General features: G+C 59.9%; 20 protein-coding genes. 13 read left to right on the forward strand and 7 right to left on the reverse strand.

Features of this window, described 5'->3' with window-relative positions; all coding sequences use genetic code 11:
• Positions 1–21: 21 nt before the first annotated feature.
• The gene (locus tag V7651_RS08315; RefSeq protein WP_035536011.1) at positions 22–1,515 is read right to left on the reverse strand and encodes a M20 family peptidase; all 1,494 of its coding nucleotides are present in this window, start codon (positions 1,513–1,515) and stop codon (positions 22–24) included.
• 120 nt (positions 1,516–1,635) lie between these two features.
• On the opposite strand from V7651_RS08315, the gene V7651_RS08320 reads away from it, so the two are divergent.
• A complete protein-coding gene (locus tag V7651_RS08320; RefSeq protein ID WP_335612884.1) occupies positions 1,636–3,006 on the forward strand; it encodes an MFS transporter in 1,371 nt (456 codons plus the stop codon).
• On the opposite strand, the gene V7651_RS08325 is transcribed toward V7651_RS08320, so the two are convergent.
• Both V7651_RS08325 and ubiG read right to left on the reverse strand, forming a co-directional pair.
• Complete coding sequence (locus tag V7651_RS08325) at positions 3,003–3,617, reverse strand: DUF924 family protein (protein WP_335612885.1); 615 nt, start codon at positions 3,615–3,617, stop codon at positions 3,003–3,005. The genes V7651_RS08320 and V7651_RS08325 overlap by 4 nt on opposite strands.
• Positions 3,614–4,390, reverse strand: coding sequence for a bifunctional 2-polyprenyl-6-hydroxyphenol methylase/3-demethylubiquinol 3-O-methyltransferase UbiG (ubiG, locus tag V7651_RS08330; RefSeq protein WP_335612886.1), 777 nt, complete (start codon positions 4,388–4,390; stop codon positions 3,614–3,616). Before ubiG ends, V7651_RS08325 begins: the two co-directional genes overlap by 4 nt.
• A gap of 92 nt (positions 4,391–4,482) precedes the next feature.
• Between ubiG and V7651_RS08335 the strand changes: the two genes are divergently transcribed.
• From V7651_RS08335 to ispG, 4 genes are all read left to right on the forward strand, one after another.
• Positions 4,483–5,730: an aspartate kinase gene (locus V7651_RS08335; protein WP_335612887.1), complete on the forward strand. Its 1,248-nt coding sequence runs from the start codon at positions 4,483–4,485 to the stop codon at positions 5,728–5,730.
• 26 nt (positions 5,731–5,756) lie between these two features.
• Complete coding sequence (gene ptsP, locus V7651_RS08340) at positions 5,757–8,021, forward strand: phosphoenolpyruvate--protein phosphotransferase (protein WP_335590472.1); 2,265 nt, start codon at positions 5,757–5,759, stop codon at positions 8,019–8,021.
• Positions 8,022–8,110: 89 nt separating this feature from the next.
• Positions 8,111–9,085, forward strand: coding sequence for a helix-turn-helix domain-containing protein (locus V7651_RS08345; protein WP_035536002.1), 975 nt, complete (start codon positions 8,111–8,113; stop codon positions 9,083–9,085).
• A gap of 87 nt (positions 9,086–9,172) precedes the next feature.
• Complete coding sequence (ispG, locus tag V7651_RS08350; RefSeq protein WP_035536000.1) at positions 9,173–10,306, forward strand: flavodoxin-dependent (E)-4-hydroxy-3-methylbut-2-enyl-diphosphate synthase; 1,134 nt, start codon at positions 9,173–9,175, stop codon at positions 10,304–10,306.
• A 3-nt stretch (positions 10,307–10,309) separates the two neighbouring features.
• Here the strand turns inward: ispG and V7651_RS08355 are convergent, their stop codons facing one another.
• Both V7651_RS08355 and V7651_RS08360 read right to left on the reverse strand, forming a co-directional pair.
• Entirely contained in the window at positions 10,310–10,843 is a 534-nt protein-coding gene (locus tag V7651_RS08355; RefSeq protein ID WP_335612888.1) for a DUF1254 domain-containing protein, read from the reverse strand.
• Complete coding sequence (locus V7651_RS08360) at positions 10,843–11,445, reverse strand: DUF1214 domain-containing protein (RefSeq protein WP_335612889.1); 603 nt, start codon at positions 11,443–11,445, stop codon at positions 10,843–10,845. The genes V7651_RS08355 and V7651_RS08360 overlap by 1 nt, the downstream gene beginning before the upstream one ends.
• A 182-nt stretch (positions 11,446–11,627) precedes the next feature.
• Between V7651_RS08360 and V7651_RS08365 the strand changes: the two genes are divergently transcribed.
• The 7 genes from V7651_RS08365 to clpB all read left to right on the forward strand — a co-directional run bounded on the left by V7651_RS08365 (position 11,628) and on the right by clpB (position 19,582).
• Positions 11,628–12,908, forward strand: coding sequence for an alpha/beta hydrolase family protein (locus V7651_RS08365; RefSeq protein WP_335612890.1), 1,281 nt, complete (start codon positions 11,628–11,630; stop codon positions 12,906–12,908).
• A 40-nt stretch (positions 12,909–12,948) separates the two neighbouring features.
• Complete coding sequence (locus tag V7651_RS08370) at positions 12,949–13,377, forward strand: MAPEG family protein (RefSeq protein WP_335612891.1); 429 nt, start codon at positions 12,949–12,951, stop codon at positions 13,375–13,377.
• 60 nt (positions 13,378–13,437) lie between these two features.
• Complete coding sequence (prfA, locus tag V7651_RS08375; RefSeq protein ID WP_035535993.1) at positions 13,438–14,514, forward strand: peptide chain release factor 1; 1,077 nt, start codon at positions 13,438–13,440, stop codon at positions 14,512–14,514.
• A 23-nt stretch (positions 14,515–14,537) separates the two neighbouring features.
• Positions 14,538–15,371, forward strand: a complete 834-nt coding sequence (gene prmC, locus V7651_RS08380) for a peptide chain release factor N(5)-glutamine methyltransferase (RefSeq protein WP_335612892.1) — start codon at positions 14,538–14,540, stop codon at positions 15,369–15,371.
• A 199-nt stretch (positions 15,372–15,570) separates the two neighbouring features.
• Positions 15,571–16,302, forward strand: a complete 732-nt coding sequence (locus V7651_RS08385) for a DUF4167 domain-containing protein (protein WP_084146134.1) — start codon at positions 15,571–15,573, stop codon at positions 16,300–16,302.
• A 35-nt stretch (positions 16,303–16,337) separates the two neighbouring features.
• Positions 16,338–16,844 carry a GNAT family N-acetyltransferase gene (locus V7651_RS08390; protein ID WP_335612893.1) on the forward strand — a complete coding sequence of 169 codons (507 nt, stop codon included), beginning with the start codon at positions 16,338–16,340 and terminating at the stop codon, positions 16,842–16,844.
• A gap of 122 nt (positions 16,845–16,966) precedes the next feature.
• Positions 16,967–19,582 carry an ATP-dependent chaperone ClpB gene (clpB, locus tag V7651_RS08395; RefSeq protein WP_335590480.1) on the forward strand — a complete coding sequence of 872 codons (2,616 nt, stop codon included), beginning with the start codon at positions 16,967–16,969 and terminating at the stop codon, positions 19,580–19,582.
• A 57-nt stretch (positions 19,583–19,639) separates the two neighbouring features.
• Here the strand turns inward: clpB and V7651_RS08400 are convergent, their stop codons facing one another.
• Together V7651_RS08400 and V7651_RS08405 are read right to left on the reverse strand one after the other, a co-directional pair.
• Positions 19,640–21,010 carry a M23 family metallopeptidase gene (locus V7651_RS08400; RefSeq protein WP_335612894.1) on the reverse strand — a complete coding sequence of 457 codons (1,371 nt, stop codon included), beginning with the start codon at positions 21,008–21,010 and terminating at the stop codon, positions 19,640–19,642.
• 115 nt (positions 21,011–21,125) lie between these two features.
• Entirely contained in the window at positions 21,126–22,373 is a 1,248-nt protein-coding gene (locus V7651_RS08405; RefSeq protein WP_335612895.1) for a M23 family metallopeptidase, read from the reverse strand.
• A 300-nt stretch (positions 22,374–22,673) separates the two neighbouring features.
• On the opposite strand from V7651_RS08405, the gene V7651_RS08410 reads away from it, so the two are divergent.
• Positions 22,674–26,018, forward strand: a complete 3,345-nt coding sequence (locus tag V7651_RS08410; protein ID WP_335612896.1) for an intermembrane phospholipid transport protein YdbH family protein — start codon at positions 22,674–22,676, stop codon at positions 26,016–26,018.
• The last annotated feature ends 67 nt before the right edge of the window (positions 26,019–26,085 follow it).

Genomic DNA, 26,085 nt, shown 5'->3' on the forward strand with positions numbered 1-26,085 from the left:
TGTGGTTTGGGACATAAGGCCTCAGGAATCCGGGCCGTCCATGCCGAGAATGACTTGTGCATAGCCTTTCGACAGGCGCGCCATGTTTTCCACCGAGATCCGCTCATTCGTGCCGTGAAAGCCTGTGAGATCTTCCGGGGACATCAGGGCGGGCGCAAAGCGGTAGATGTTCTGCGTGATCGCCGCTGCGTAGCGGGAGTCTGTCGCGCCGATAACGAGCGCTGGCGCCACTGGGGCTCCATTGCCGACTTCAGCGGCCACGCTTGCGAGTACTGCATAGGCGCGGTTGTCAGTCGGTGAGACCGGCGATGCCGGGCTGCTGATACCGTCGCCGCCGATTTCGATCTCGAGGCCTTCAATATCCTTCGTGACTTCCTTGACGTGCGCCATGACAGATTCTGGCGTGTCATTCGGGTGGATCCGGAAATTGACCATGGCCATTGCCCGCTGCGGCAGAACGTTTTCCTTGGCCGAACCGCTCAGCATGGTCGGTGCAGTCGTGGTACGGATCATGGCATTGCCTGCCGGTACTTTGGCCATCGAGGATTCTACAGCGCCCTGGAACAGCCAGAGGTTCGCTAGAGCCATGCGCTGCATGAAAGGCATGTCCTGGCCAGAAGCCAGGAAGAGTTCGGAAACCGGGGGCTTGGAGAAATCGGCCGGCATCTGGTTTTCATCGAGAGCGACAATGGCGCGCGAAAGGGCCACGTCGGCCGAGTTGCGCGGCGGTTGCGACGAATGTCCGCCAGCGGCGACGACGGTCAGCTTGAGCGTGATATAGCCTTTCTCGGAGACGCCGACAAAGGCCATCGACTTGCCCGTGATCGGCGACGGATCGATCACCATGAAGCCTTCGTCGAGGGCCATTTCCGGTTCAACGCCGCGTGACTTCAGCAGGGCTATGCCAGCCTGTGCACCCGACCCGAGTACTTCCTCGTCATGGCCGAACATGAACATCACGGTCCGCTTGGGCTGGTAGCCTGAAGCTGCGAGCCCTTCGGCAGCTTCCATAAGGCCAATCAGGTTGCCCTTGTCGTCAATCGCGCCGCGTCCGTAGACGTAGCCGTCGATGATCTCTCCGGCAAAAGGCGCGCCAGTCCAGTCGTCCTCGGTGCCGATGTTCACTGGCACAACATCCTGGTGGGCCATGAGGAGGAGCGGTTTCAGCGACGGGTCGCTGCCCTTCCACGTGTAGAGCAAGGTAAGCGTGCCGGGCACGGTCTCGCGAGTCATCGCGGCGTGCGCGGCAGGATAGGTGTCCACCAGCCAGTCCTGCAGGGACAACCATGCCCCTTCCTGACCGGGGCGCGGGTCTCCGCCGGACAGCGTGACGGTTTTGAACCGGATGGCTTCGGCGAGATGCTCTGCGGCTGATTCTGCGGAAATCTCGGGTGCGGCAGGCAGCTCAACGCGGCCACCGACGGGTGAGCCGCCATAAGTGAAGGTTCGCACGAGTATGATTCCGACCACCAGGACGACAAGTCCAAGCACGCCAAGCATCAGTTTTTTCAGCATTATCAGTCAGCCCTTACTTTGAATTTGGCCGGAAACTCACGACTAAAGGCCCAGCCGTCAAGCCGCAGTGCAGCATAAAAATGACTTGGCCGTCACGAATTGCATGCGCAGTCTGTGGATATGACATCAACGCCCGCTCAACGCCTTTCCCTACCGCGCGTTCTCGCATTCTCGACGCTGAGTATTCCGCTCGCGGGGGTGGGCCTTCCATTGGCCGTATACCTCTCGCCGCTCTATGCCCACGAAGTGGGACTGGGGCTGGAGTTGACCGGTCTTCTTTTCATGCTGCTGAGGTTTTGGGACATCTTCACTGATCCGGTGATGGGGTATCTGGTGGACCGGTATCGCAGTCCACTCGGACGCGTGAGGCACTGGATACTGTTAAGTGTGCCGCTCCTCGCGGTTGCCACCTATTTCGTCTACATGCCGCCGCGAACGGGCGTCGGTTCGGGCTATTTTGTCGGCTGGATGCTGCTGTTCTATGTGGGCTTCACCCTGCTTCAGACATCGCGCTCGGCCTGGGTGCCAGCGATTGCCACGACATATGATGAACGCTCGCGCCTCTTCGTATGGCCCGAGGTCGTGAGTATCGTGGCGATGTTGACGCTCCTCGCCCTGCCGGCGATTTTGCCAGTGCTCGGATTCGAACTTGACCGCTTTGGCCAGGTGGCCGTCATGGGCGCCGTTCTACTGGTCTCGCTGCCCCTGTCTGGCGCGCTGGCGGTGTTCTTCGTGCCTGACCCGCCCATCCCGGGCGACGCCGGAAACGCCCTGAAATTCGAGCTGAAGCCACTTCTGGCTGCCGTAAAAAACCAGATGCTGGGGCGCGTTCTGGCCATGGAACTCTTCGCGGGCACAGCCATCGCGGTGACGGCTTCCAACTATCTTTTCGTCGCCGAATACGTTTTCAAGCTCAATAATACGCAAGCCAGCCTGATCCTGATGGTCTTTTTCATCGTGTCGGTATCGGCGATGCCGCTCTGGTTCATGCTGGCGCGTCGTACGGAGAAGAACATTGCCTTTCGCACGGCCACACTGTTCGCGGCGGTGAGCTATCTCCTGTACTTTTTCATGGGACAGGTTGGTGGCTTCTGGCCCTTGTTCATCGGAGCAATCATCAATGGCGTCGCCTTCAGTGCGCCCATCGTTCTGACGCGATCAATGACGGCGGATGTCGTTGAATGGCAGGCGGCCCGCAGTGGCGAGAACAGGGCTGGAATCTACTACGCGCTGCTTACAAGCGCCTACAAGGTCGGATCAAGCCTGGCTTTCGGAGTGGGCTATCTGATGGTTGCACAGCTGGCGGGCTTCCGCCCCGGGCAGGACAATTCTCCAGAGGCGATCAATGGGCTACTCATGATCTTTTGCCTGCTTCCCGCAGGACTATACCTCGCGGCGTCGATTGCTTCCTGGACCTATCCCCTCTCGCGGGCGATGCAGCAGGATGTTGCGCGCAGCCTTGATCCACGCGGACCTCAGACGCTCGACTAGAAGCCGCTGCCGGGTTTGGCGAGATAGGCTTCTTCATCGGGCGTGGATTTACGAGCGACGACGTCATTGCGATGCGGGAAATGGCCGAACCGGTCGATCACCGATTGGTGCGCATAGGCATATTCAAGCACGCTTTCGGTCAGTTTCCCGAATTCTTCGCGTGCGTCGCGGCGCAGGGCGGTGAACATTTCAACCGAGCGCGACTGGTCGCCCACGTCTTCGGAATGCTCGAGTGGCAGGTAGAAGAAGATCCTCTCCGCTTCGCTGAGGAAGAGGTCTTCGCGCAGGGCGAGGCCTTCCTTGCAGAGGCGCAGCGCCAGCATATCCTGTGAGAAGGAGCGCGGGCTGCCGCGGAATATATTTCGGCTGAACTGATCCAGTACGATAATGGCAGCCAGTCGGTCGCACGCGCCCTGCGCGGCCCATTCCTGCGCCAGCGGTCCAGCGGCGAGGGTCTCCAGCAAGGGCAGGAAGCGCTCGCTTATCTCGGTATCGAGTTCAGGCGACTTGGCGAACCACATCTTGTTCTTCTCGCCTGCTGCTTTGCCTGACTGGCTGGCATCGCCAATCCAGAAATCGAGAATGTCTTTTGGGGTGGGCAGTGCGCTCATGCTTCAGGTCTCCGGGCGACGACCATAAAATTGACGGCCGTATCGTCTGAGAGGATCCATGCGCCTGATAGTGGCTTGAAGACCACGCCGGTTGCGGGCTCAGGCGTCATGCCGGCCGCCAGCAAAGCCGTGCGGACCTCGTTCGGCGTCACAAATTTCGACCAGTCATGGGTGCCGCGCGGCAGCCAGCCGAGTACGTATTCGGCCCCGATAACGGCCGTTGCGAGGGCCTTGGCTGTCCGACTGAGGCTCGCGACGATCATCAGGCCGCCGGGCCGCACGAGGCTGGCCGTATCCTTCAGGAACTGGTGGGCATCTGCAACATGCTCCACCACTTCCAGGTTCAGGACGATGTTGAACAGCGATTCGCCAGCGTCGATCAGGCCCTCAGCGGTTCCGGCGCGATAGTCGATGTCGAGCCCCTGTTCAGCGGCATGGGTCAGGGCTGTCTTGATGTTGGCTTCAGAGGCGTCCACGCCTGTGACACTGGCACCGAGGCGGCACATGGGCTCGCTGACAAGGCCGCCGCCGCACCCGATGTCGAGGAGGCGCAGGCCGTCGAGCGGCTTCACGGCGCCTGCCGCGAGGCCAAAATGGCGTTCGGCTGTTCCCCGAATGAATTTCAGGCGGACAGGGTTGAGCCGGTGCAGCGGTTTGAACTTGCCGGTGGGGTTCCACCAGTCGGCTGCCATGGCCGAAAACTTGGCCACCTCATCGGCATCGATGCTGGGCGTACGGGGCGCAGCGCGCGAACCTTCGATTGTTTTTACCATCTTGTGGCGTTCCCGTTTGATCAGCGTCGAACTTAACCCTATGAGGGCGCATATAAAGGGCAAACCCTTCACTTCACAGGATATGGGGCGAAATGGCGCGTACAGTTCTCAAATTCGGCGGGACGTCAGTTGGCGACCTCGAACGGATCGCCAATGTGGCGGATATCGTAGCGGACCGTGCAGCGCGCGGCGAATTGATGGCAGTCGTGGTGTCGGCCATGGCAGGCGAAACCAACAAGCTGGTTGCGCTTGCCGAGGGTGCTGCAGGGCAGGATCTGGGGCGCGACCTGTTCCATGACGAGTATGACGTGATTGTGGCGTCCGGCGAGCAGGTGACCGCTGGCCTCCTGGCATTGGCGCTGCGACGACGCGGGCTCAAGGCCCGCAGCTGGCTGGGCTGGCAATTGCGCCTGAAGACGGATGAGGCTCATGGCCGGGCCCGTATTCTTGGCTTTGAGAACAGCGGCCTGCCGGACTCGGTGGACAGCGGCGAGATTGCCGTTGTTGCGGGTTTCCAGGGCGTGACAGATGACGACCGGGTTGCCACGCTTGGGCGCGGCGGTTCCGATACCAGCGCCGTCGCTGTGGCAGCGGCCCTCAACGCCACCGTCTGTGACATCTATACCGACGTCGATGGCGTCTACACGACCGATCCGCGCATGGTGCCCAAGGCCCGGAGGATCCCCAAAATCTCGTATGAGGAGATGCTTGAAATGGCGTCCCTCGGCGCGAAAGTCCTGCAGACACGGTCTGTGGAACTCGCCATGAACCATAATGTGCCGGTGCGCGTGCTCTCCAGCTTCCTGAAACCAGGTGAGCCGAACCCCGGAACCCTTGTCTGCTCAGAGGAAGAAATCGTGGAAAAACAGGTTGTTAGCGGTGTTGCTTATTCGCGGGACGAAGCAAAAGTCACATTGTATGGCGTGGCCGACAAGCCCGGCGTTTCCGCCAAGATCTTCTCGGCGCTAGCGCGTGCGGGCGTCAATGTCGACATGATCGTCCAGGCCAATGCGCGTGGCCCGGAGCGGGCCAACATGGTGTTCACCTGTACAGACCGTGACAGCCCGATCGCCAAGCAGACGCTTGAGAACATGGCGGCAGATATTGGGTACGAGCAACTTGAAGTGACGCGCGATGTGTCCAAGATCTCGATCATCGGCGTCGGCATGAAAAGCCATACCGGTGTTGCCGAAACCATGTTCACGGCGCTCTATGAGAAGGGCATCAACATTGACGTCATTTCTACCTCCGAGATCAAGATCTCGGTTCTGATTGCTGCGCCTTATACCGAATTGGCCGTTCGTGCGCTCCACACGGCGTTCGGACTTGACGCAGTGTAAACCCGACTGCGAAACTCAGGAGAACCATGCCTTATAATCTGCCGGCCACGCGTCTCCTGATGAACCGCCTCCGCCAGGTGATGGCGGAAGACGGCGATACGCGTTTCAGGCTGGATCAGGTGGTGCGCATCATTGCGTCCACGATGGTGGCGGACGTCTGCTCGATCTATCTGCGCCTGACAGATGGGGCCTTGCTACTAATCGCAACGGAAGGCCTGAAGCCGGAAGCCGTTTCGGCCACGCGGCTTGGCTCAAATGAGGGCCTTGTCGGCCTCGTTGCCCGGCGGGCAGAGCCGATGGCCATCCAGGATGCACCGCGCCATCCCTCCTTCTCGTATCGCCCGGAAACCGGCGAGGACCCGTTCCACGCCTTCCTCGGCATGCCCATCCTGCGTGGCGGCCGCGTTCTGGGTGTCCTGACGGTCCAGAACCGGACCGAGCGTGCCTATGGCGACGATGAGATCGATACGCTGCAGACCATTGCCATGGTGCTGGCCGAGATTGTTGATCGGATGGATCCTGAGCACTTGTCCAATGGCGACGGCACCAAGCGCGAGCGCAATCTTGCCTCCCTTAATGGCCGCGTCCTGTGTGAAGGCCTTGGCTACGGCCGCGCCGTGCTGCACGATCCGGTGGTTCCGGCCGCCAAATTCTTCGCGGCGGACCAGAATCTTGAAGCTCAGCGCCTGAAAGACGCCCTGCGTGGCCTGAAGGATTCCATCGACCAGATGATGGCGCTGGATGGCGCTGCGCTGGGCGATGACCCGCGGGACGTGATGGAGACCTATCGCCTCCTCGCGCATGATCCGTCATGGGCGGAGAAGCTACGCGAGGGTGTCCGGTCAGGCCTCTCCGCCGAAGCCTCCGTTGACCGTGCGCGCCGAGAACACAGGGCCCGGCTGCAAAGCGCGCGCGACCCCTATCTGCGCGAACGGCTGAATGATCTTGAAGACCTCGACAACCGTCTCCTGCGCGTTCTTGCTGGCGACGATGGCAAGCCGCAGATCAGTGAAGAACGCAGCGTACTGGTTGCGCGCCGCTTGGGTCCGGCGGAACTGCTCGACTATGCGAATGCGGGGCTTCGGGCGATCCTGATGGAAGAGGCTGCTGTATCTTCGCACGCGGCAATTGTTGCGCGGGCGTTGGGTATTCCCACGCTGGGCGGTATTGAGGGGCTGACCACCCGCGTCGACCAAGGCGACTGGGTGATCGTGGATGCTGAAAAGGGCGTCCTCCACATCCGCCCGGATGATACGCTCTACGATGCGTACAAGGGCCGGGTGGCGCTGCGGTCCGAGCGCCAGGCGACTTATGCGGCCTTGCGCGGCCTGCCAGCGAAAACCAAGGATGGAACGCACGTATCGCTGTATCTGAATGCCGGTCTGGATCTTGATCTCGACATGCTGGATCAGGCGGGCGCCGACGGCGTGGGCCTCTTCCGCACCGAATTCCAGTTCCTTGTTTCGGAAACGCTTCCCCGCCTCAATGACCAGGTCGCGCTCTACAAGCGCGTGCTGGAAAAGGCCGATGGCAAGCGCGTTATCTTCCGCACGGTCGATCTTGGCGGGGACAAGGTGTTACCTGCCCTGAACCTGAAGCGGGAAGAAAATCCCGCGCTTGGCTGGCGCTCGATCCGTTTCGCACTCGATCACAAAGGCCTCTTCCGGCGCCAGTTGAGGGCGCTTGTCCGCGCGGCCGGTACAGGTCCGCTAACCGTCATGTTTCCCATGGTCACCGTTCCCAGTGAATTCTTCGAGGCACGCGATCTGCTGATGAAGGAAGTGGCCTGGAGCGAGGAACAGACGGGCAAGAAGCCGTGCAATCTTGAAGTGGGCGTGATGCTTGAGACGCCAGCGCTTGCTTTCAGCCTGTCGGAGCTTGCAGGCCAAGCGGACTTCCTGTCTGTCGGCACAAATGACCTGATGCAATTCTTCTTTGCGGCGGACCGTATGACGCCAACTGTATCAGACCGGTATGATCTGGTGAGCCCTGCGGCCCTGAGGTTCCTCAAGCAGGTGTCGGAGACCTGCGCCGACCATTCGATCCGCATGTCGGCTTGCGGCGAGGCGACGGCCTCTCCCCTCTCGGCCCTTTGCTTTCTGTCATTGGGATTCCACGCCCTTTCCATGCCCGCCGGCGCTATCGGTCCGGTCAAACGCATGGTAAGATCTGTTAACCTTGGGGCGTTTCGGGAGGACTTTCTCAAGGTGCTGGATGCGCCGGACGCTGCGTTCCGTAACCAAGTATTAGCCTTGGCGGCCGATCATGGGGTGGAATTGTCCGACGGTTAAGGTCGCTGGTCCAAAAATCACCATGTTTCTGGACCAGAACTTGCTCGTCTTTTGGCGAACATCCCGACGGACGGCTGGATTGGAAGAATATGGGACACGACGAAACCTTCAACACACAAGGCCCTGAGTCTCTGGACGATGTGCGCTCCGCTGATGGCGGAACGGACCGTTCCGTTGAGGATTCGCATGTGTCTGAATCCGTCTCCGAGCCAATCCTGGAAATGACCCCGCGCGAGCGGGCGATGGATATTTTCAAAAGCCGCAAGTTTAATGGAGAGAGCCTGCGCATGGGGCAGGTCCTGCGCCGTGTACGCGAGACGCTCGGCCTTGAAATCGCAGATGTGTCGCGCAAGTCGCTGCTGCGTCAGGATTTCCTGATGTGGATTGAGCGCATGGAGATCGGCCAGATCCCCAAAGGCTACCTTACACCCTACCTGCGCGCCTACTGCGTTGAACTGGGCCTGCCTGACAGTGAAGTCATCGCTCAATATACGCTTGAGTGCGGTGCCGTGTCGGAAGTCAGACACTCTGCGCCTGTGCCGAAAATTGGTGATATCGCGCCGCCCAAGCCGAAATGGCCCCTAATGGTGGCCACAGCTGCAGTGATGACCCTCTTTGCCGGTGTTGCCATTGGCGTGACGCAGATCGTGAAACCCGCGCCTGAACTGGCACCGGCCCCTGCCATTGTTGCAGTCAACGGCGCGCGTCACAGCCTGTTTGAGGATGCGAGCGAAGCTGAGCGGCCATTGCCGACGAACCTGCAGCTAGAACTCGTGGCGGTTCGCCAGGGCTGGCTGGAAATTCGCGGCGCCGACGGCACGATTTTCCGTAGCCGCGTGATGGCAGCCGGCGAGAACTATTTCCCGCGTCTTGATGCAGGCTGGACCGTTTCAGCCAAGGACGGCGGTGCTTTCCAATGGCGCGTCGGTGACGTGGTGATTGGTCCGCTTGGTCCTGAGGGTGCGGCTGTATTCTCGGTAAGTGTCGACCAGAAACTCGCTGAAGCCGCCGAAATGGCTGCGCCCACCGTCGCCGCGAACGGCGCCGGCAAAGCTACACGATAGCGCGACAATGTGCGGTGAGGCCTTTACGCAAGGGCCTGCAAGCGCCACATCAGGCCCAGCAATCAGCCGCAGGGAGACCCACGTCTCATGAGCCACAATCCGATCCGGCCTTGGCGCAATATTGACCGGCGCGTCTCGCGCAAGATCCGCGTTGGGTCTGTCGAAATTGGCGGTGATGCACCGATTGCTGTCCAGACAATGACCAACACGCCGACTGAAGACGCTGCCGCCACCATTGCGCAAATTGAGCGTGCAGCTGAGGCCGGCGCCGATATCGTGCGCGTCTCCTGCCCGACAGAAGATTCAACAGCGGCCATGAAGGCGATCTGCAAGGCCTCCCCTGTTCCGATCGTTGCGGACATCCATTTTCACTACAAGCGCGCCATAGAGGCCGCAGAAGCTGGCGCTGCCTGCCTGCGCATCAATCCAGGCAATATCGGGTCTCAGGCGCGTGTGAAGGAAGTCGTGAATGCCGCGCGGGCCAATGGCTGCTCCATCCGGATCGGCGTCAATGGCGGCTCGCTGGAGCGACACCTGCTCGAGAAATACGGTGAACCTTGCCCTGATGCGATGGTTGAGAGCGCGCTGGATCATGCGCGCATTCTCGATGATCTCGGCTTCCATGAGTACAAGATCAGCGTGAAAGCGTCTGACATGTTCATGACGGCTGCTGCCTACCACCAGCTTGCCGAAGCCACAGACGCGCCCCTCCATCTCGGCATCACCGAAGCGGGCGGCCTGCGCACCGGCACGGTGAAGTCGTCCATCGGCATGGGCAACCTGCTCTGGGCCGGTATTGGCGACACGATCCGCGTATCGCTTTCGGCAGACCCGGTTGAGGAAGTGAAAGTCGGCTTCGAGATGCTGAAGTCGCTCGGCCTGCGCACGCGCGGCGTCAACATCATTGCGTGCCCGTCCTGCGCGCGGCAGGGCTTTGACGTGATCACAACTGTCGAGACGCTCGAGAAGCGCCTTGCCCACATTTCAGAACCGATCTCGCTGTCCATCATCGGCTGTGTCGTCAACGGCCCCGGTGAAGCGGCGATGACGGATCTTGGTTTTACGGGCGGCGGCAAGGAAAGTGGCAAGATGTTTGTTGCGGGCCGCGCAGATCACAACGTGTCGAACGCCGACATGATCGAGCACATCGTCGGTCTCGTCGAGCAGAAGGCTGAACGTCTTCGTGCTGAACGCGAACAGGCGGAAGTGGCTGCGGAGTAGGCGCTAAAGCGGCTTGCACTGGCTTTCATGAATGAGGGCAGCGGCTTCTTCATAAGCCTCCTGCGTCGGGGCGAGCCGGCGAATGAGCGCAAGGGCCTCAGGTTGCTCAACCCGCACGATTTCAGCGTCCCCTGCCGCCGGTACGTCCTGCTTGCTTGTCGCCACAACGATGCGTCGCATATCCGGCGTTCCGGCCGCGCGGGCGTCTAGCGAGCCTGCATATACGTTGTCTGTCCGCGCAGAAAATACCGATAGTGAACCATAGGCGTTCCAGGCCGGAACATCGAGTTCGACGGGGCCGTCCGCCAAGTCTATCACGCAGATGGCGTAGGCTAGATCTGGCGCGGGGCGAACGACCCGCTGGTTCTCCGGGGAGACGCGAGGTGTCATCTGCCAGTGTTGTGTGGGCAGGCCGCCATCCATCATCCGCTCACGCACCTTGGACATGATCTTGCCAGGCACGGCGTTCAGCACAATAAAATGCGCCAAGGCAAAGGTAACGAGAAACGCGACAAGACCTGTCAGGAAGCTGCGCATCAGGATTGGCCTCCGCACGACAGGCGTTCAATCGACGGCGGGGTCAGAACTGATTCCGGATCGTCGAGCAGCGCGGCATCGGGTTTGTAGAGGCGCAAGGTCAGGTCAAAGTTGTCGGCAGAACGGCTGGACACCCAATTGCCTTCTGCCGGTCGCACAGGCGCAACGAGGAAAGACCAATTCTCGGCCTGACCGGCATTAGTGGCTTTGGTCAGATCGTAGGCGAGCGCCTGATCAGTGTTGGGGGGCAGGTAGTTCTTCGCGTCGTACAGCGTAACCGACCACCAAAGGGCGGGCATCGTCTCGCCGCTGACGCGATAGGTGCAATCCTCTGTGAGGGGCTGGCCCGTATCGTCTTTTGCGCGGGTGAAGTAGACGGCTTCTTCCTTGGTAAGGGCAAGGAGGCCGCGGCGGGCAATATATGCCCGTGTCCAAGGATTGGCGCTTGGGGATCCGACGGTCCAGTCGCTCAGCCAACCATTAGCGTCGATGACGCCGCCCAAACGCATGCCGGGCCCAACTATACCTGCCGCAGCAAGCGCAGACGCTGTGCCAGCAGCGAGGCCGAAGACACAACCAATAATAAGGGCGATCCATTTCATCAGATCATAGTGCAGACCAAACTTGACCCTGCAAGTGCGAAATTTGTTGCGGACTGATCAGCACAGAGGCCTTGTTTTAAGAAGACCATGGGACAGCCACGTTTTCGTGAAGGGCCTGCCCAAATCGACAAATGGCGGTATGAGTTGGGTACTACGTGTCCCAAGCAAAGAGGTTTGCCCGCATGATCTGGTTTCTGAAGCGGATGCCGCTGCTGATCGCGTTAGGGATAACGGTTCTGGTGATGTCCAATTGCACCATGCTCGGCATGAATTATGCGAGCCTCGAAACAAGTAACAAGGCGCTTCCCCAACCGCCCCTTGATGTGCAGGCAATCACTGGCAATCCAGCGGTGCGTGAGGACCTAAAGCAGGCATTCGAGGACGCGCTTTATGGCCCCTGGCCAACAGGCATGGCTGTCGCCTTCAGCCCGTGGCGTGTTGTCGATCCTGATTATCTGGATGGCCGGGGCACGCTTGAGGAATCGGCAGTTACGATAGGCTCAGGCGAGGGCGCGCGCCTCTTCCATCTCGTTGCGGCCTTTCCAAAGTCAGATCGGTCCTTGCCTGTCGTCGTCAGCCAGACATTCTCGACCAACTGCGCCTCATTTCCCGGGGAGCCCGTCACCGCCGCTGACATGTCTTTCTGTGACGGATCGGAAATGGATGGCATCATGGGAAAGGTGGTGACCCAGATTTTCGGCCGCTACATAGCTGAGGTGCCGGTCTCGCGCTATTTCGATGCGGGCCTGGCCTATGCCAGCTTCTACGCCAGTGAACTCGTGCCGGACAAGAATGGCGAGGCGCAGGCCGTGATGGCCAGAATGGGCGGCCCGATCAGTCCGACGAGTGCGCTGATGGCATGGTCCTATGGCTTCTCGGCGGCGCTGGACGTGTTGGAAGCAGACCCCCGCATTGATAGCAAACGCATGGCGGTGATGGGGCATTCGCGGCATGGCAAATCTGCCTTGATGGCGGGCGTGTGGGATCGCCGTATCGCGGCTGTGATCGCCCATCAGTCCGGTTTTGCAGGGGCGGCGCTGTCGCGGTCTGAAACGGGCGAGGGCCTTGCGCGCATGGCCAAATCCTATCCGCACTGGCTGTCGCCACGTGTGCAGGCCTATCTGACGGATCTTCCCAGTCTGCCAGTGGATCAGCACGAATTGCTGGCCCTGTTAGCGCCAACGCCCGTGCTTCTGGGCAATGGCCGGAGGGATGTCTGGTCTGATCCCAATTCCACGTATCGCGCCGCTGAGGCTGCCTCTGCCGTTTACGCGGCGGATGCGGCGGAGGGGCTTTCGGACGCGGGCATGCAGGCATTCGACCCTGAATCGAATCTCGCCTATTGGCTGCGCCCCGGCGGGCATAGCATCGTGCCCAGGGATATTGATGCCTTCACGGCCTTTCTGGCAGCGCATTTAGATAAGGCTGCGCCTCCTGAAACTGCTGTTCAAATGGCGAATTGATCCCTAATCTCCCGTAAAAGAAAAGCTGAGGGAGCTATAAATGTCTGTAATTGTTGAACTTCTATTGCCCGTGCTCGCGCTGATCTGCTGGACGCTCGTAATGTGGCTCTGGATGTATGCCACACGCATTCCGGCGATGCAGAAGGCCCAGATCGATCCCGATGCGGCCCGCCATCCGGGCACTTATGGGGATCGTATGCCCGCCAATGTCCGCTCCGTGGCCGACAACTACAACCACCTGCATGAGCAGCCGACCATCTTCTACGCTTTGATGTTCTTCGCTGCGCTGACGGGCGGGCAGGGCAACTTCATGGAGTTGATGGCTTGGATCTATGTGGGCCTGCGGATTGTCCATTCCTTCGTCCAGATCCTGTCGCCCAAGGTGGCGTTGCGGTTCATGGTCTTCGCCCTGGCCTCGATCACATTGTTCATTATCGCCGGCCATGAGGTCGTGCGAATTCTGCTCTAGCTTGCAGATGTGGCAGCGAGGGCGCTTCACGCGCCCTCAAAACCGCTCTAAAGGGCCGCTATGGCCACTATTTCTCCTTCCAGACTACAGCAGGTGATCGACCGGTTCGAACAGGTCGAAGCCCGCATGGGCGCGACCACCGAAACCGCTGAAATCATCGCCCTGTCCAAAGAACATTCCGACCTGAAGCCGGTGGTCGACAAGGCGCGCGAGCTGATGTCGGCCCGCAAGGAGCTCAAAGAAGCTGAAGCGCTTGTCGCCAGCGGCGACGCGGACATGGCGGAACTCGCGCGCGATGAAGTCGAGGAACTCAAGGACCGTTTGCCGGCCCTTGAGCAGGAAGTTCAGGTCCTGCTCCTGCCCAAGGATGTCGATGACAAGGCCGATATCGTGATCGAATTGCGCGCCGGCACGGGCGGCGATGAGGCGGCCCTGTTCGCAGGCGACCTGTTCCGCATGTATTCGCGCTATTTCCAGATCATGGGCTGGAAGGTCGATATCGTGGACGCCTCAGAAGGTGACGCAGGCGGCTACAAGGAACTGATTGCCAACGTGTCTGGTGACGGAGTGTTCGGGCACATGAAATGGGAAAGCGGTGTGCACCGCGTGCAGCGCGTTCCGGCGACAGAAACACAAGGGCGCATCCATACGTCAGCGGCCACGGTAGCCGTGCTGCCAGCGCCGGAAAATGTCGAGATCGATATTCGTCCTGAAGATATCCGCATCGATACGATGCGGTCGTCTGGCGCAGGCGGCCAGCACGTCAACACGACCGACTCGGCCGTTCGCATCACGCACTTGCCCACCGGCCTGGTTGCGACCAGCTCCGAAAAATCCCAGCACGTGAACCGCGAAAAGGCGATGGATCAGCTGAAGATCCGCCTCTATGAGCGCGAGCGGTCGGCCAAGGATGCCGAACGCGCCGAAGCGCGGGCAAGCCAGATCGGTTCAGGCGACCGCAGCCAGAAGGTGCGGACCTATAACTTCCCTGAAAACCGGATGACCGATCACCGCATCGGCCTGACGCTCTATTCACTCGATCGGATCATTACGGGCGACAAGCTGAACGATGTGGTCGAAGCGCTCATCACGGAAGACCAGGCGCGCAAGCTGGCGGCCATGGAGAACGAGAACTGAGCCGCCCGACCTATACGGATCTGATGGCTGGGGCCGCCGGATGCTTCCGGCAGGCTGGCATCGAATCCCCGCAACGGGAAGCCCGCCTGCTAATGTCGCTGGCGTCTGGCCTGACGACATCCCAGCTCATCCTCAGGGGCCATATGGCGACGCCAGACGATGTGAGGGAGATATTCGATCGCATGGTCGGCCAGCGCGAGGCGCGCGTGCCCTTTCAGCATATTGCCGGAACGACTTCCTTTTTTGGCCTGGACTTCATTTCGGATGCGCGGGCTTTGGTGCCGCGCGCCGATAGCGAGGCTGTGGTTGAGGCGGCGCTCCGCCTTTTGCCGGATAGTCCCGGGCTGGAAATTGCTGACCTTGGAACCGGTTCCGGGTGCCTTCTGATAGCGCTGCTCGTGACGCGGCCGGATATATCAGGAACAGGCGTTGAGGCAGATGGGGCGGCGGCCTCGCTGGCGGCAGAGAATATCGCGCAGCATGGGCTGGAAATCCGTGCAAAGCTTGCGGTTCAGCCATGGTCCGAATGGTCCGGCTGGGGATCAGTGGACCTTCTCATCTCCAACCCGCCTTATATTCGTACCGAGGTCGTTGCCTCTCTCGACCCGGAAGTGCGCCTTTACGACCCGGACGCGGCCCTCGACGGTGGGGCGGATGGTCTGGATGCCTATCGGGAACTGGCAGGGCTTGCCCAGGCCCGCCTGAAGCCCGGAACGCCGGTTGTTTTCGAGATCGGTTATGATCAGCAGGGGGATGTGCGGGCGATTCTGGCGGCCGCCGGGTTGACCGACATCGGCAGTGCAAAGGATCTAGGCGGGAATGACCGGGTTGTATGGGCCCGGCAGCCCATAGGTTAATACGCATATTTTTGCTTGGCGGAGTGAATAATACAGGCTAGAAGCTATGCGTGAGGTGCTGGAAGCCGCGTATGGCAAGTCTGCTCCACCCTCGCCAGACTCTCGCAAAACGGGGCTCGGCCACAGCACTTCCTTCGGCAATTGCGCTGGGAACTGCCTGCAGGACAAAAAGCAGGCGCATGAAACGGGATATACATTCATGAAACGCTCACGCGGGCGCAATCGTCGCTCAGGCGGTAACAATAATAACAACAATCACAACAATCCGAACCGGCACTATGAAAGTGTTGGTCCGGACGTGAAGATCCGTGGATCTGCTCAGCAGGTGCTGGAAAAGTACCAGCAATATGCCCGGGACGCCCAAACGAGCGGCGACCGCGTATTGTCTGAGGCCTACTTCCAGTTTGCCGAGCATTACCAGCGCATCGTTGCAAAACAGATGGAAGCCAAGGATCGCCAGCAGCCGCAACAGCGCAACGGCCGAGATGATCGCGACAATCGCCGTGATGACCGCGATAATCGTAATGATTCGTCAGACGATGATTCAAACTCCGACGACAGCAACGAGGAAGCCACCGTTCAGGTGACATCGCGCTCGCGTCCGGACGATAACCAGGATGATCGTGACAATGCCCGCGATACGGACAATGACAATGGCAAGCCGGATTCGCTGAAGGTCATCGACGCCAGTGACGATTCAGATTCCAGCAAGGCAGAGGCACCCAAAGAGAGCCGTTCGAAGCCCAAGGCCGACGGCGATCGCCCGAAGTCTCGCCGGAAGCCTTATCGCGCCAAGGATGCGTCTGAAGAGCCTGAAGCCGTGACGGATGGCGTGATGAAGACCTTGTCGCGTGGTCGCCGCAAATCAGCATCGTCCGAAACGGATGAGCAAGCGCGCGCAGACGATTCGGCCGAGACAACTGCAGACTGAGATGGGCGGGATCGCCCTCATGCGGCTCTGAGACATTGATACGTCTTGCAACACTGAAGGATGCAGAGGCCCTCAGGGACCTCGGCATCTCCTCATTCGTTGCGGCTTTCGGGCATCTCTATAGCGCGGTCGATCTGCAGATCTATCTGGCCGAAAACTATGCGCTCCAAAGCTGGAAGTGCCAGATTGGTGCGCCAGGTCGCCCGATCTGGTTGGCTGAGGCGCCGGACGGTCATTTGGCTGGCTATGCGCAGGCCAGTCCTTGCGAGTTGCCCGTCGATCCTATCCCTGAAGGGGCCCTCCAATTGCATCGGCTCTATGTGCGTCCGGGAATGCTGTCCTCCGGCATAGGCGGCGCGCTGATGACGCGCGTGCTCGAATGGGTGGACATATCCGGCCGACCACCCCTGTATCTCGGCGTATGGTCCGGCAATAAGGGCGCGCAGCGATTCTACACCCGTTACGGATTTCGCAAAGTGGGCGAATATGACTTTCCCGTCGGCGAACAAGTGGACCGGGAATATATCCTGAGACGCGATTGATCGTGTCGCATGTCGCGCGTCTTGTATGGCCCGGCATCACTCCCCAAATCCAATTCATCACTGCAGGCCGCCGCTGAGCGGGGCCTCAACCAAACCGAATCTGCCTTTGAGAGGGGATAACAATGAATATTGAACAATATACCGAACGCGCTCGCGCGATTGTTCAGAGCGCCCAGACTTCCGCTTTGGCGAGCGGGCACCAGACGCTGACGCCAGCGCATATCCTGAAGACCATGATGGAGGATCGCGACCAGTTGGCCGTGAACCTGATTCGTGCGGCCGGTGGCCGCCCCGAACTGGTTGTTCAAGGTGTCGACGCGGCGTTGGGCAAGCTGCCCAAGGTGACTGGCGCCAATAATGGCCTGCGGCTTGAGCAGGCGTCTGCCAAACTGTTCCAGGACGCTGAAGCCAGCGCAAAGAAGACGGGCGATTCCTTTGTCACAACCGAGCGTCTGTTGCTCGCTATCGCCGGCTTGGCTGGTGATCCTGCAGCTGAAGTCCTGAAAAGCTCCGGTGTAACGACGAAATCACTGGACGCTGCCATCACCGAATTGCGCCAGGGGCGCACGGCCGATAGCGCCAATGCCGAAGAAGGCTATGAGGCACTCAAGAAATATGCGCGTGACCTGACCAAGGATGCGCGTGATGGCAAGCTCGACCCGGTGATTGGCCGTGACGAGGAAATACGCCGTACAATGCAGGTCCTGTCCCGCCGGTCGAAGAACAATCCCGTTCTCATCGGTGAGCCCGGCGTTGGCAAGACGGCGATTGCCGAAGGCCTTGCGCTGCGCATAATCAATGGCGATGTGCCCGAAAGCCTGAAGGGTAAGCGCCTGCTTGCGCTCGACATGGGCGCGCTGATTGCCGGCGCTAAATTTCGCGGCGAATTCGAAGAGCGGCTGAAGGCCGTGCTCAACGAGGTTCAGCAGGCAGCTGGCGGCGTCATCTTGTTCATTGACGAGATGCACACGCTTGTTGGCGCCGGAAAATCCGACGGCGCAATGGATGCTTCAAACCTGTTGAAGCCGGCCCTTGCGCGCGGTGAGCTCCACTGTATCGGCGCGACGACGCTGGATGAGTATCGCAAATATGTGGAAGGCGATCCGGCGCTGGCCCGTCGCTTCATGGCTGTATTTGTCGATGAGCCATCTGTCGATGACACGATCTCCATTCTCCGTGGGCTGAAAGCCCGGTACGAGGCGCACCATGGTGTGCGTGTTTCGGATGCGGCGATTGTGTCAGCGGCGACCCTGTCCAACCGTTACATCACAGACCGCTTCCTGCCAGACAAGGCCATCGACCTGATGGATGAAGCTGCCTCGCGCCTTCGTATGCAGGTCGACTCCAAGCCGGAAGCGCTGGACGAGATTGATCGTCGACTCCTACAGCTGAAGATCGAAGCCGAAGCGCTGAAAAAGGAGAAGGATACCGCATCGATTGATCGTCTGAAAACGATCGAAGGCGATATTGCCGACCTGCAGGCCAAGTCGGACGAGCTGACCTCCGCGTGGTCGGCTGAGAAGAACAAGCTGAAGGGCACGGCCAATGCCAAGGACCTGCTTGACCGTGCCTATGCCGATATGGCGGAAGCGCAGCGGACGGGTGACTTGACGCGTGCCTCGGAGCTGAAATTCTCAACCATCCCTGCGCTTGAAAAGCAGATCAAGGATGTCGAAGGCGCCGAGGATGACGAAGATGGCCTCGTCTCTGAAGTCGTTCGTCCTGAGCATATTGCGGGTGTCGTTTCCAAGTGGACCGGCATTCCTGTCGACAAGATGATGGAAGGCGAACGCGAGAAGTTGCTCCATATGGAGGATGCCCTGCGGGCCCGCGTGGTCGGTCAGGACGCGGCCCTTGAAGCGGTCTCGAATGCCGTCCGCCGCGCCCGCGCCGGGCTGCAGGATCCGAACCGTCCGATCGGTTCCTTCCTGTTTGTCGGCCCCACCGGCGTCGGCAAGACCGAGCTGACCAAGGCGCTCGCCGAGTTCATGTTCGACGACGACACGGCGATCCTGCGTCTCGACATGTCCGAATATTCCGAGAAGCACTCGGTGGCCCGCCTAATCGGCGCGCCTCCGGGCTATGTCGGCTATGATGAAGGCGGTGCTCTGACGGAAGCTGTTCGGCGGCGTCCCTATCAGGTCATCCTGTTCGATGAAGTCGAGAAGGCCCACCCGGACCTCTTCAACACGCTGCTGCAAGTGCTGGACGATGGTCGTTTGACCGATGGCCAGGGCCGCACGGTAGACTTCAAGAATACGATCATCATCATGACGTCGAACCTCGGCGCTGATGCGCTTGCAAGTGGCGACGAAGGCGAGGTGTCGGAGTCGGCGCGCGAGAGCGTGATGTCTGCTATCCGGATGCATTTCCGGCCGGAGTTCATCAACCGCATTGATGAGATCGTCTTCTTCAAACGTCTCGGCCGTGGTGAGATCGACCATATCGTCGACATCCAGATGGTTCATCTCGAAAAGCTGCTGTCGGCGCGCAAGATGAAACTCGACCTAAGCCTTGATGCCCGCAACTGGTTGGCCGCTCGCGGCTATGATCCTGTGTACGGCGCCCGGCCATTGAAGCGTGTGATCCAGAAAGAGTTGCAGGATCCGCTCGCGCGCCTGCTCCTCGAAGGTCGTATTGCCGACGGTGAGACGATCCATGTCGGGGTTGAAGGTGACATGCTCTCGATCAATGGCGTGCCGAACGATTTCGCCAAGGGGCGTGCCGTCCTCAACTGATCGCCTGGCATTTTATCATGGCCGCCGCATCTGCTCTGGCAGGTGCGGCGGCTTTTTTTATGGGCTGTTGGGTTGGATGACCGGCAAAAAGGTGGAGGCGGTTGCCAGTGCCACTCCTTCGGTCGCGCCTCTGAGGACGTCGATCTCCCCCTTCTGTTTCATGAACGCGGCGAGTTCGGCAGGATCTGAAGCCAGATTGCGGCCCGAGGGCAGTTCAAGGGTCATCGGGTTGACCCATCGGCCGTCCCGCCGGATTTCATAGTGAAGGTGTTCGCCTGTTGCCGATCCTGAATCCCCGACATAGCCGATAACGTCGCCCGCCTTTACCATTTGACCCAATGCCACCCCAGCGAAGCCCGACATATGGGCGTAGAGCGTTTCATAGCCGCGCTTGTGACGCACCCGGATATGGCGACCGTAGCCTTCGCTGAAGCCCATGAATTCCACTATGCCATCACCGGCCACTTGTATTGGCGTGCCGGCAGGGGCCTGAAAGTCGATACCGGTGTGCAGGTGCAGCTGCCCCGTCAGAGGGTGGTAGCGTTGGCCAAAGCCTGAATTGATTGGGACGCGTCCGATGGGGTAGCGCGTCAGGAATGGCTGCGCGGCGACGCCATTCGCGTCGAAGAACTCGGTTCGGCCTGTGTCTACCGGTGTATAGCGGTACCAGCTTCCGCTACTGGTCTCGCCGTTGAAGGCGGCAAAGACGAGATCACCGTTCTCGATGAAATTTCCGCGTTCGTCTTCGGCGACCTCGAACACAGTATCAAAACGGTCTCCAGGCTCGCCGCCAGTCGCCAGGACGGTGTCATCGGGAAAAAGGGCGGCAAGGCTCGCCGCATGTGCTGGTGTGCCGCCACCTGCTACGAGAGCTGTCTGCAGGTCTGTTTCGATAATGCCGGCTGCCCGGCGGTGCGACGTGACCAGACGGGCTGTCAGGACGCTCACGAAAAAGCTGTCATCGGCCTGTCGCGTCGCGAGCAACGTGTTCTTGGCATTCGGTTTGATCGATACGGCAATCAGGCGGCTCGTTTCGCCATCCATCGCACTCTCGTCGAAATAAGCGGTGAGGGCCGTGCCGGGGCGCATGCGTTTACGATCAACCAGGCCTGTCTGGCGGAGCGCTGAGACGGCAGAAGCGGCATCTGTCGCGCTGGCGCCCAGCACTTCCAGCACGTCAGCCGCGGCGGCACCGGACGTGACTTGGCCGATACGTTCGGCTGTCGAGCCTGATGGCATGTTATCGCGGAAATCGAGCATGGCTTGCGCCGCATCTGCGCTGGTCAGGCTTCCCGGCTGTTGCGGCCGCACGAAGACGAAGAGCATCAGCATGCCCAGGACGACAAGGCCTGCAACCACCCGTTCTGCCACGTAATGTGGGCGGAGCGACCGGTCGACGTGTGCCGGTCTTTGTATTTGATGTTTCATGCCTGATATCCCTGACGGGCCTTAAGGAGGGCCGCGCGAAGTTTTTCAGGTCACAAAAAGCAAGAAATACGCCATGGCCGGCGTTTTCAGGGGTGGAACTGCATCTGACGGGGAATCAGGGTTGGTGAGTGGTCGCCGATACCAGTAGGGCCTGATTGAACTCAGCGCCGCTTTCAGCCCGGATATGGTCTATGTCGGCCTTCCTCTCGGCAAATTCCGCAAGAATTTCAGGGGATTCTGCGAGTTTTCGGCCGGTAGGCAGCTTCAGCGCCATGGCATTGACCGCAGTACCCTTGATGTACACTTCATAGTGCAGATGCGGACCAGTCGACGCGCCTGTCGAGCCGACATAGGCGATGATGTCGCCCTGACGCACGCGGGTGCCAGCCTTGATGCCTTTGCCAAAGCGGGAGAGGTGCGCATAGGCCGTTTCATAGCCGTTTGCGTGCTTGATTTTTACGAAATTTCCGTAGGTGCCATAGCGATTGGCGCGGACGACGACGCCATTGCCTGCGGCGAAAACCGGGGTGCCTGAAGGCGCCGCAAAGTCGGTGCCCTTGTGGAGGCGCGTGTAGCCGGAAATCGGGTGACGACGCGTGCCAAAGGAGGATGAGAGCCTTGCGCCATTGATGGGCGTCTTCATCAGGAACTTGGTCGCGCTTTCGCCCTTGCTGTCGTAATAGTCCGGCGTCTGGTCGTCGCTGGGCGTGAAGCGATAAAAGTCGCGGCTCAGGGCCTTACCATTGAGAGAGGCGAAGACCACATTGCCGGTTTTCACGGGATTGCCGCGCTCGTCGACATAGGTCTCGTAGACAATCTCGAACTTGTCGCCAGGATGGATTTCACGCTGGAAGTCCACGTCATAGGCGAAAGCATCAGCAAAATCGACGACCTGCTGGTCACCGGCGCCAAGACTGCGGGCCGTCTCATAGATCGAAGTATTGATTGATGCGGCGACGCGCTTGTAGCTGGGTGTCAGGCGGGCATTGAGGGCGGTGGCTTCCCAGGTTCCGTTCTGGTCACGCGTGATAAGCAGGCTGCGGTCAGATTCGGCGCGGATCGAAAGCGCCGTCAGTCTGTCGCCATCGAGATAAGTTTCGGCTTTCAGGCCTGGCCGGAGACGACGGGCATCAAGCAGGTCACCTGAATACAATGTCTGCAGTGCGCCATTGGCGTCCTGGTGGTTGGCGCCGAGGCTGACGACTAGTTCTGTCAGCGTCTCCCGCGGCTTCAAGGTGCCGGTTTCGTGTTCAAGAATTTTCGGTTGGGCTAGGTCTCTCGCGCTGAGCAGCGTAACCGCCAGGGGTAGGGGCGTTGCGGCGTCCGCAGTGCCATGCGTGGGCTGGCCCGAGGAATCGACCATGAATAGCCCGGCGACAGCTGAGGCAGACCCCAGCACAAACAGGACGGCCAGGCTTTTGAGCCCCTGTGACAAGTTCCGCTTGGAATGCGGCACTTTTGGGGGTTCATTTTCCGTGTTTTTTTCCACGCGTAACGTCCCGTCTCTCCCGAGTTCCTCCGCCCGCATTATAGCAGGTGCGGCTGAACAAGCATCCATTCTGTCATTTGCGTGTTAAAGAAACCAGAACACGCTAAATTTGGCCTTCTTGCCTTATTAGGACTTTAGGTTTCAGGACTAGCAAGATGCAAGCCGGATCTCACAGTGAATACACCAGATGACAAAAATGTAGGCAAATCGGTCGATGAAACGCCGCTAGAGCCTGTTCGGTGGGGGCGTTGGGCGGTTCTGGCGGTCGTCGTCCTGCTTGTTGGCGTGCTCGCGGCCGGATGGGTGATGCGCAAGCCTATGGCTAACAGAGTCTTTGCCGGCTGGTGCGAAGCCCGAAATCTCGCGTGTGAAGGGAAATTCACGCAGCTGGGCTTTGGCGGAGCGACAATCCGCGCGCTGAAGATAAGCGCAGGCGGCAACGTTCCACTTGAGGCGCAGGAAGCGAGCGCGCGGCTTGGTTGGCCGCATCTTTTCAGCCCGGAGCTGACAGGCGTTACCATAGACCGCCCAATCGTACGCGGCATCTTGAACGACAAGGGCGTGAAATTCTACGGGCTCGAAAAACTTGCCGGTTCGTCCGGTGAAAAGGAAAATAGCGAACTCAAGCTGCCCGCCATCGACATAACAGACGGACGTATCTTTCTCGCCACCGACGCGGGTGAGCTCTCGGCCTCCGTATCGATGAGTGGGACTTTCCCGCAAAGCGGCAAGCTCGATCTTGTCGTGGACCCGGTGTCGTTGAAAACGCGAGATTCCGAATTTCAGTGGTCTGAGGGTGTGGTGACGCTTTCTGCTGACAAGGGACGGATTTCCGGCGGGGCGAATGTCGCTCTGGAGCAGGCAAATCTAAAGGGCATCTCGGTTAAGGATGCCCTTCTCGAAATGACCATTGACGCTGCTGATGTCGGCGAAGGCCCGATGGAGATGAACTGGACGGGCTCTGTCACGGAGGCGGCCTTCCCCGGTGGCGAGCTGCGCGCAACGCAAACGAATGGGGCTGCAGCTTTTACGGAACTCCCCAGCCTGTCAGCTGAGGCTGTCATGGCAGCCCTCACGCGGGCGAGCATCGTGGTGGAATCCGAGAAGGCGAGTTACGGCGGTTATGGGGCAGACTCTCTCAGCATCGAAGCAGACCTGAAAGGTGACGGCGGCAATATCGGTGGCCCTGTGGCTGTCGAGGCCAGGCAGGCCGTCGCGCCACAAGGCAAGGCGGGAGACGTCTCTGCCAGCGGCGTTCTTAGCCGGTCTGCCGAGGGTACATTGCTATATACAGGCAGCGTCGCCACAAAGGCGACGCAGCTTTCGCCGGAAACGCGCGGCAAGGTCACCAAGCCGGTCACCCTCCCGGGCGTCTTCTCGGATCATGGCGCCGCTTTGCGGTCGACAATTGATCGTGCTCTCTCCGACTTCGATCTCACAATGAATTTCAGCGCGGGTCGCCGCGCCAACCTCATATCTGTCTCAAGCCGCGGTGAGACCGTTCTGACAACAAAATCTGGCATGCGGCTGGGCATTGTGCCGGGGACGGATGGTCCGTGGCTTTCGGTGCGCGGTCAAGAAGTGTTGGTGAGCGGGGATATCAGCCTTGCAGGCGGCGGTGCCCCGACGATCCAGCTGGGCCTTGATGAGCTGCAGCAGGGCGCGGCTGGCTTCGACATCAAGGCGCATGACTTGCTGCTGAAGCCATGGGAGGCAGGCGGTAAGACCGTGTCAGCCGACCTTTCGACGTTCAGCCTGTCGAGTGCGGCAGATGCATTTGACCTGCGCACGCGCGGGCGGCTCTCGCTCGCCGGCTTGGTGTCGGGCGTTGATCTCAAAAACACGGACATCAATGCGGGCATCCATGTCACACGTGGCGAGGCTGGTTGGCAGGTGACCCCGGAAGGCACGAAATGCGTCAAGGCATCGAGCGAGGGCTTCGTGTTTGGCAGTATCAAGGCCGATCCGGTCAGTCTCGACATATGCCCGCAAGGCAAAGGCTTTATTCGCGAGAACGTCTCTGATCCCGAAGGCGCCGTGACGCTCGGAAATGTGCATCTTCCGTTCACGACCGGATCAACGTCCGGAACGCTGGGGCTTTCAAGCGCCACTGTAGACTGGTCCGCCAAGGGCGGGCTTGCAATGACAGTCCTGGCGAAGGCGCTCGACCTGCCGCTCACGATAGGCGATCGCACGTTGACGATAGAAGGCGATGCCCTGCGCATGGGGATTGCGACTGGAAAGGGCACGCCAAAGCTTTCGGCGCGTCTGGGGACAACTCGTTTTGGCGGCACGCTGGTGCCCGCGAATGTATCTGCTGACAGTTTTTCCTTTGACGGGAACAGTGGGAAAGGCGGTCTTTCTGGTTCACTGAAGGCCAATGGCGTCCTGATCAAGGATTATCGCGATGATCCGCTCTACCAGCCGCTTATATCGGATCTGAGTGCTACGCTTACAGACGGCCAGCTTTTGATGACGGGCCCGCTACGCCTCAAGGCAGGTGGCGCAACAGTGGCGGACACGACGCTGAACATGGACATCATAAAGCTGACCGGTAAGGCGGCGATCCGTTCCAAGCCACTCCAGTTCCGCACGGGCGGGCTGCAACCCGTCATGCTGTCGGAGCGCCTGCGCGGCGTGTTCACCTTCGCGGAAGGCGACATGTCTGCCCTAGCGGATATCGACATCAATTCCGGGAAATTGTCAGGAACGGGCGAAGTCACGGTTAGCAGTTTCGGCTTCCAGACGACGCGCCTCGGTCGGGTTACGGGAATCGATGGCCATATCCGCTTCAGCGACCTTCTCGCGCTGACGACGGACAGGGGACAGGTCGTCACGGTTGGATCGATGAATATTGGCGTCCCACTGACAGATGGGCATATCGAGTTCCATCTGATCGACGGCAAGATTATCGGTATCGAGAAAGCCTACTTCCCCTTCGCAGGTGGACGCGTCGCGCTTTCGCCACTTGAGTGGACGCTCGGGGGCGACGACCAGCGCGTGGAGGTCACAGCCGACGCCATTGAATTGAGTGATCTCGTTGCGGTTCTCAAACTTCCGGATGTGCAGGCAACCGGGACGGTCAGTGGTCGCTTCCCGGTCGATTTCGTCAATAATGAGGTTCAGGTGCGCGACGCGCGGCTGTCGGCTGACGCAAATGGTGGCCGCATCGCCTATACGGGGGACGCGGTGGACTCCGCGGCTGCGAGCGACCCGAATGCCAAACTGGCCTTTGACGCGCTCAAAGACCTGCAATTCTCGGTTCTCGAGGTCGGCTTGACCGGCAACCTGATGGACCGGACCGTGGCGAGCGTTCATCTGTTGGGTAAGAATACGCGCCCGCTGGCGTTCGGGAAGAAGCTCACCATGCCAAAGGGTCAGGCATTCGAGTTCAATCTCACACTGGATTCCCAGCTCGGAGAACTTGTGAAAAGCGGATCCTATGCGACCCAGCAGGACAAGTTCGTGGACATCATTGTCGATCTGGCCAAGTCCAAGCCGGAGACTGAAGCTGAATGACAGGCAACCGTCTGATCGATTGACGTTAAGGCGAACCGTGTCATGTTCGCGCGTGAATGAAAGGAGT

It is taken from the genome of Hyphomonas oceanitis (genome assembly GCF_036964545.1).
In the GTDB taxonomy this organism is placed as follows: domain Bacteria; phylum Pseudomonadota; class Alphaproteobacteria; order Caulobacterales; family Hyphomonadaceae; genus Hyphomonas; species Hyphomonas oceanitis.

Excerpts from the sequence above, each read along its gene's own strand:
- V7651_RS08315 (WP_035536011.1), bottom strand. The coding sequence starts at position 1,515 with ATGCTGAAAAAACTGATGCTTGGCGTGCTTGGACTTGTCGTCCTGGTG.
- V7651_RS08320 (WP_335612884.1), top strand. The coding sequence starts at position 1,636 with ATGACATCAACGCCCGCTCAACGCCTTTCCCTACCGCGCGTTCTCGCA.
- V7651_RS08325 (WP_335612885.1), bottom strand. The coding sequence starts at position 3,617 with ATGAGCGCACTGCCCACCCCAAAAGACATTCTCGATTTCTGGATTGGC.
- ubiG (WP_335612886.1), bottom strand. The coding sequence starts at position 4,390 with ATGGTAAAAACAATCGAAGGTTCGCGCGCTGCGCCCCGTACGCCCAGC.
- V7651_RS08335 (WP_335612887.1), top strand. The coding sequence starts at position 4,483 with ATGGCGCGTACAGTTCTCAAATTCGGCGGGACGTCAGTTGGCGACCTC.
- ptsP (WP_335590472.1), top strand. The coding sequence starts at position 5,757 with ATGCCTTATAATCTGCCGGCCACGCGTCTCCTGATGAACCGCCTCCGC.
- V7651_RS08345 (WP_035536002.1), top strand. The coding sequence starts at position 8,111 with ATGGGACACGACGAAACCTTCAACACACAAGGCCCTGAGTCTCTGGAC.
- ispG (WP_035536000.1), top strand. The coding sequence starts at position 9,173 with ATGAGCCACAATCCGATCCGGCCTTGGCGCAATATTGACCGGCGCGTC.
- V7651_RS08355 (WP_335612888.1), bottom strand. The coding sequence starts at position 10,843 with ATGCGCAGCTTCCTGACAGGTCTTGTCGCGTTTCTCGTTACCTTTGCC.
- V7651_RS08360 (WP_335612889.1), bottom strand. The coding sequence starts at position 11,445 with ATGAAATGGATCGCCCTTATTATTGGTTGTGTCTTCGGCCTCGCTGCT.
- V7651_RS08365 (WP_335612890.1), top strand. The coding sequence starts at position 11,628 with ATGATCTGGTTTCTGAAGCGGATGCCGCTGCTGATCGCGTTAGGGATA.
- V7651_RS08370 (WP_335612891.1), top strand. The coding sequence starts at position 12,949 with ATGTCTGTAATTGTTGAACTTCTATTGCCCGTGCTCGCGCTGATCTGC.
- prfA (WP_035535993.1), top strand. The coding sequence starts at position 13,438 with ATGGCCACTATTTCTCCTTCCAGACTACAGCAGGTGATCGACCGGTTC.
- prmC (WP_335612892.1), top strand. The coding sequence starts at position 14,538 with ATGGCTGGGGCCGCCGGATGCTTCCGGCAGGCTGGCATCGAATCCCCG.
- V7651_RS08385 (WP_084146134.1), top strand. The coding sequence starts at position 15,571 with ATGAAACGCTCACGCGGGCGCAATCGTCGCTCAGGCGGTAACAATAAT.
- clpB (WP_335590480.1), top strand. The coding sequence starts at position 16,967 with ATGAATATTGAACAATATACCGAACGCGCTCGCGCGATTGTTCAGAGC.
- V7651_RS08400 (WP_335612894.1), bottom strand. The coding sequence starts at position 21,010 with ATGAAACATCAAATACAAAGACCGGCACACGTCGACCGGTCGCTCCGC.
- V7651_RS08405 (WP_335612895.1), bottom strand. The coding sequence starts at position 22,373 with ATGGTCGATTCCTCGGGCCAGCCCACGCATGGCACTGCGGACGCCGCA.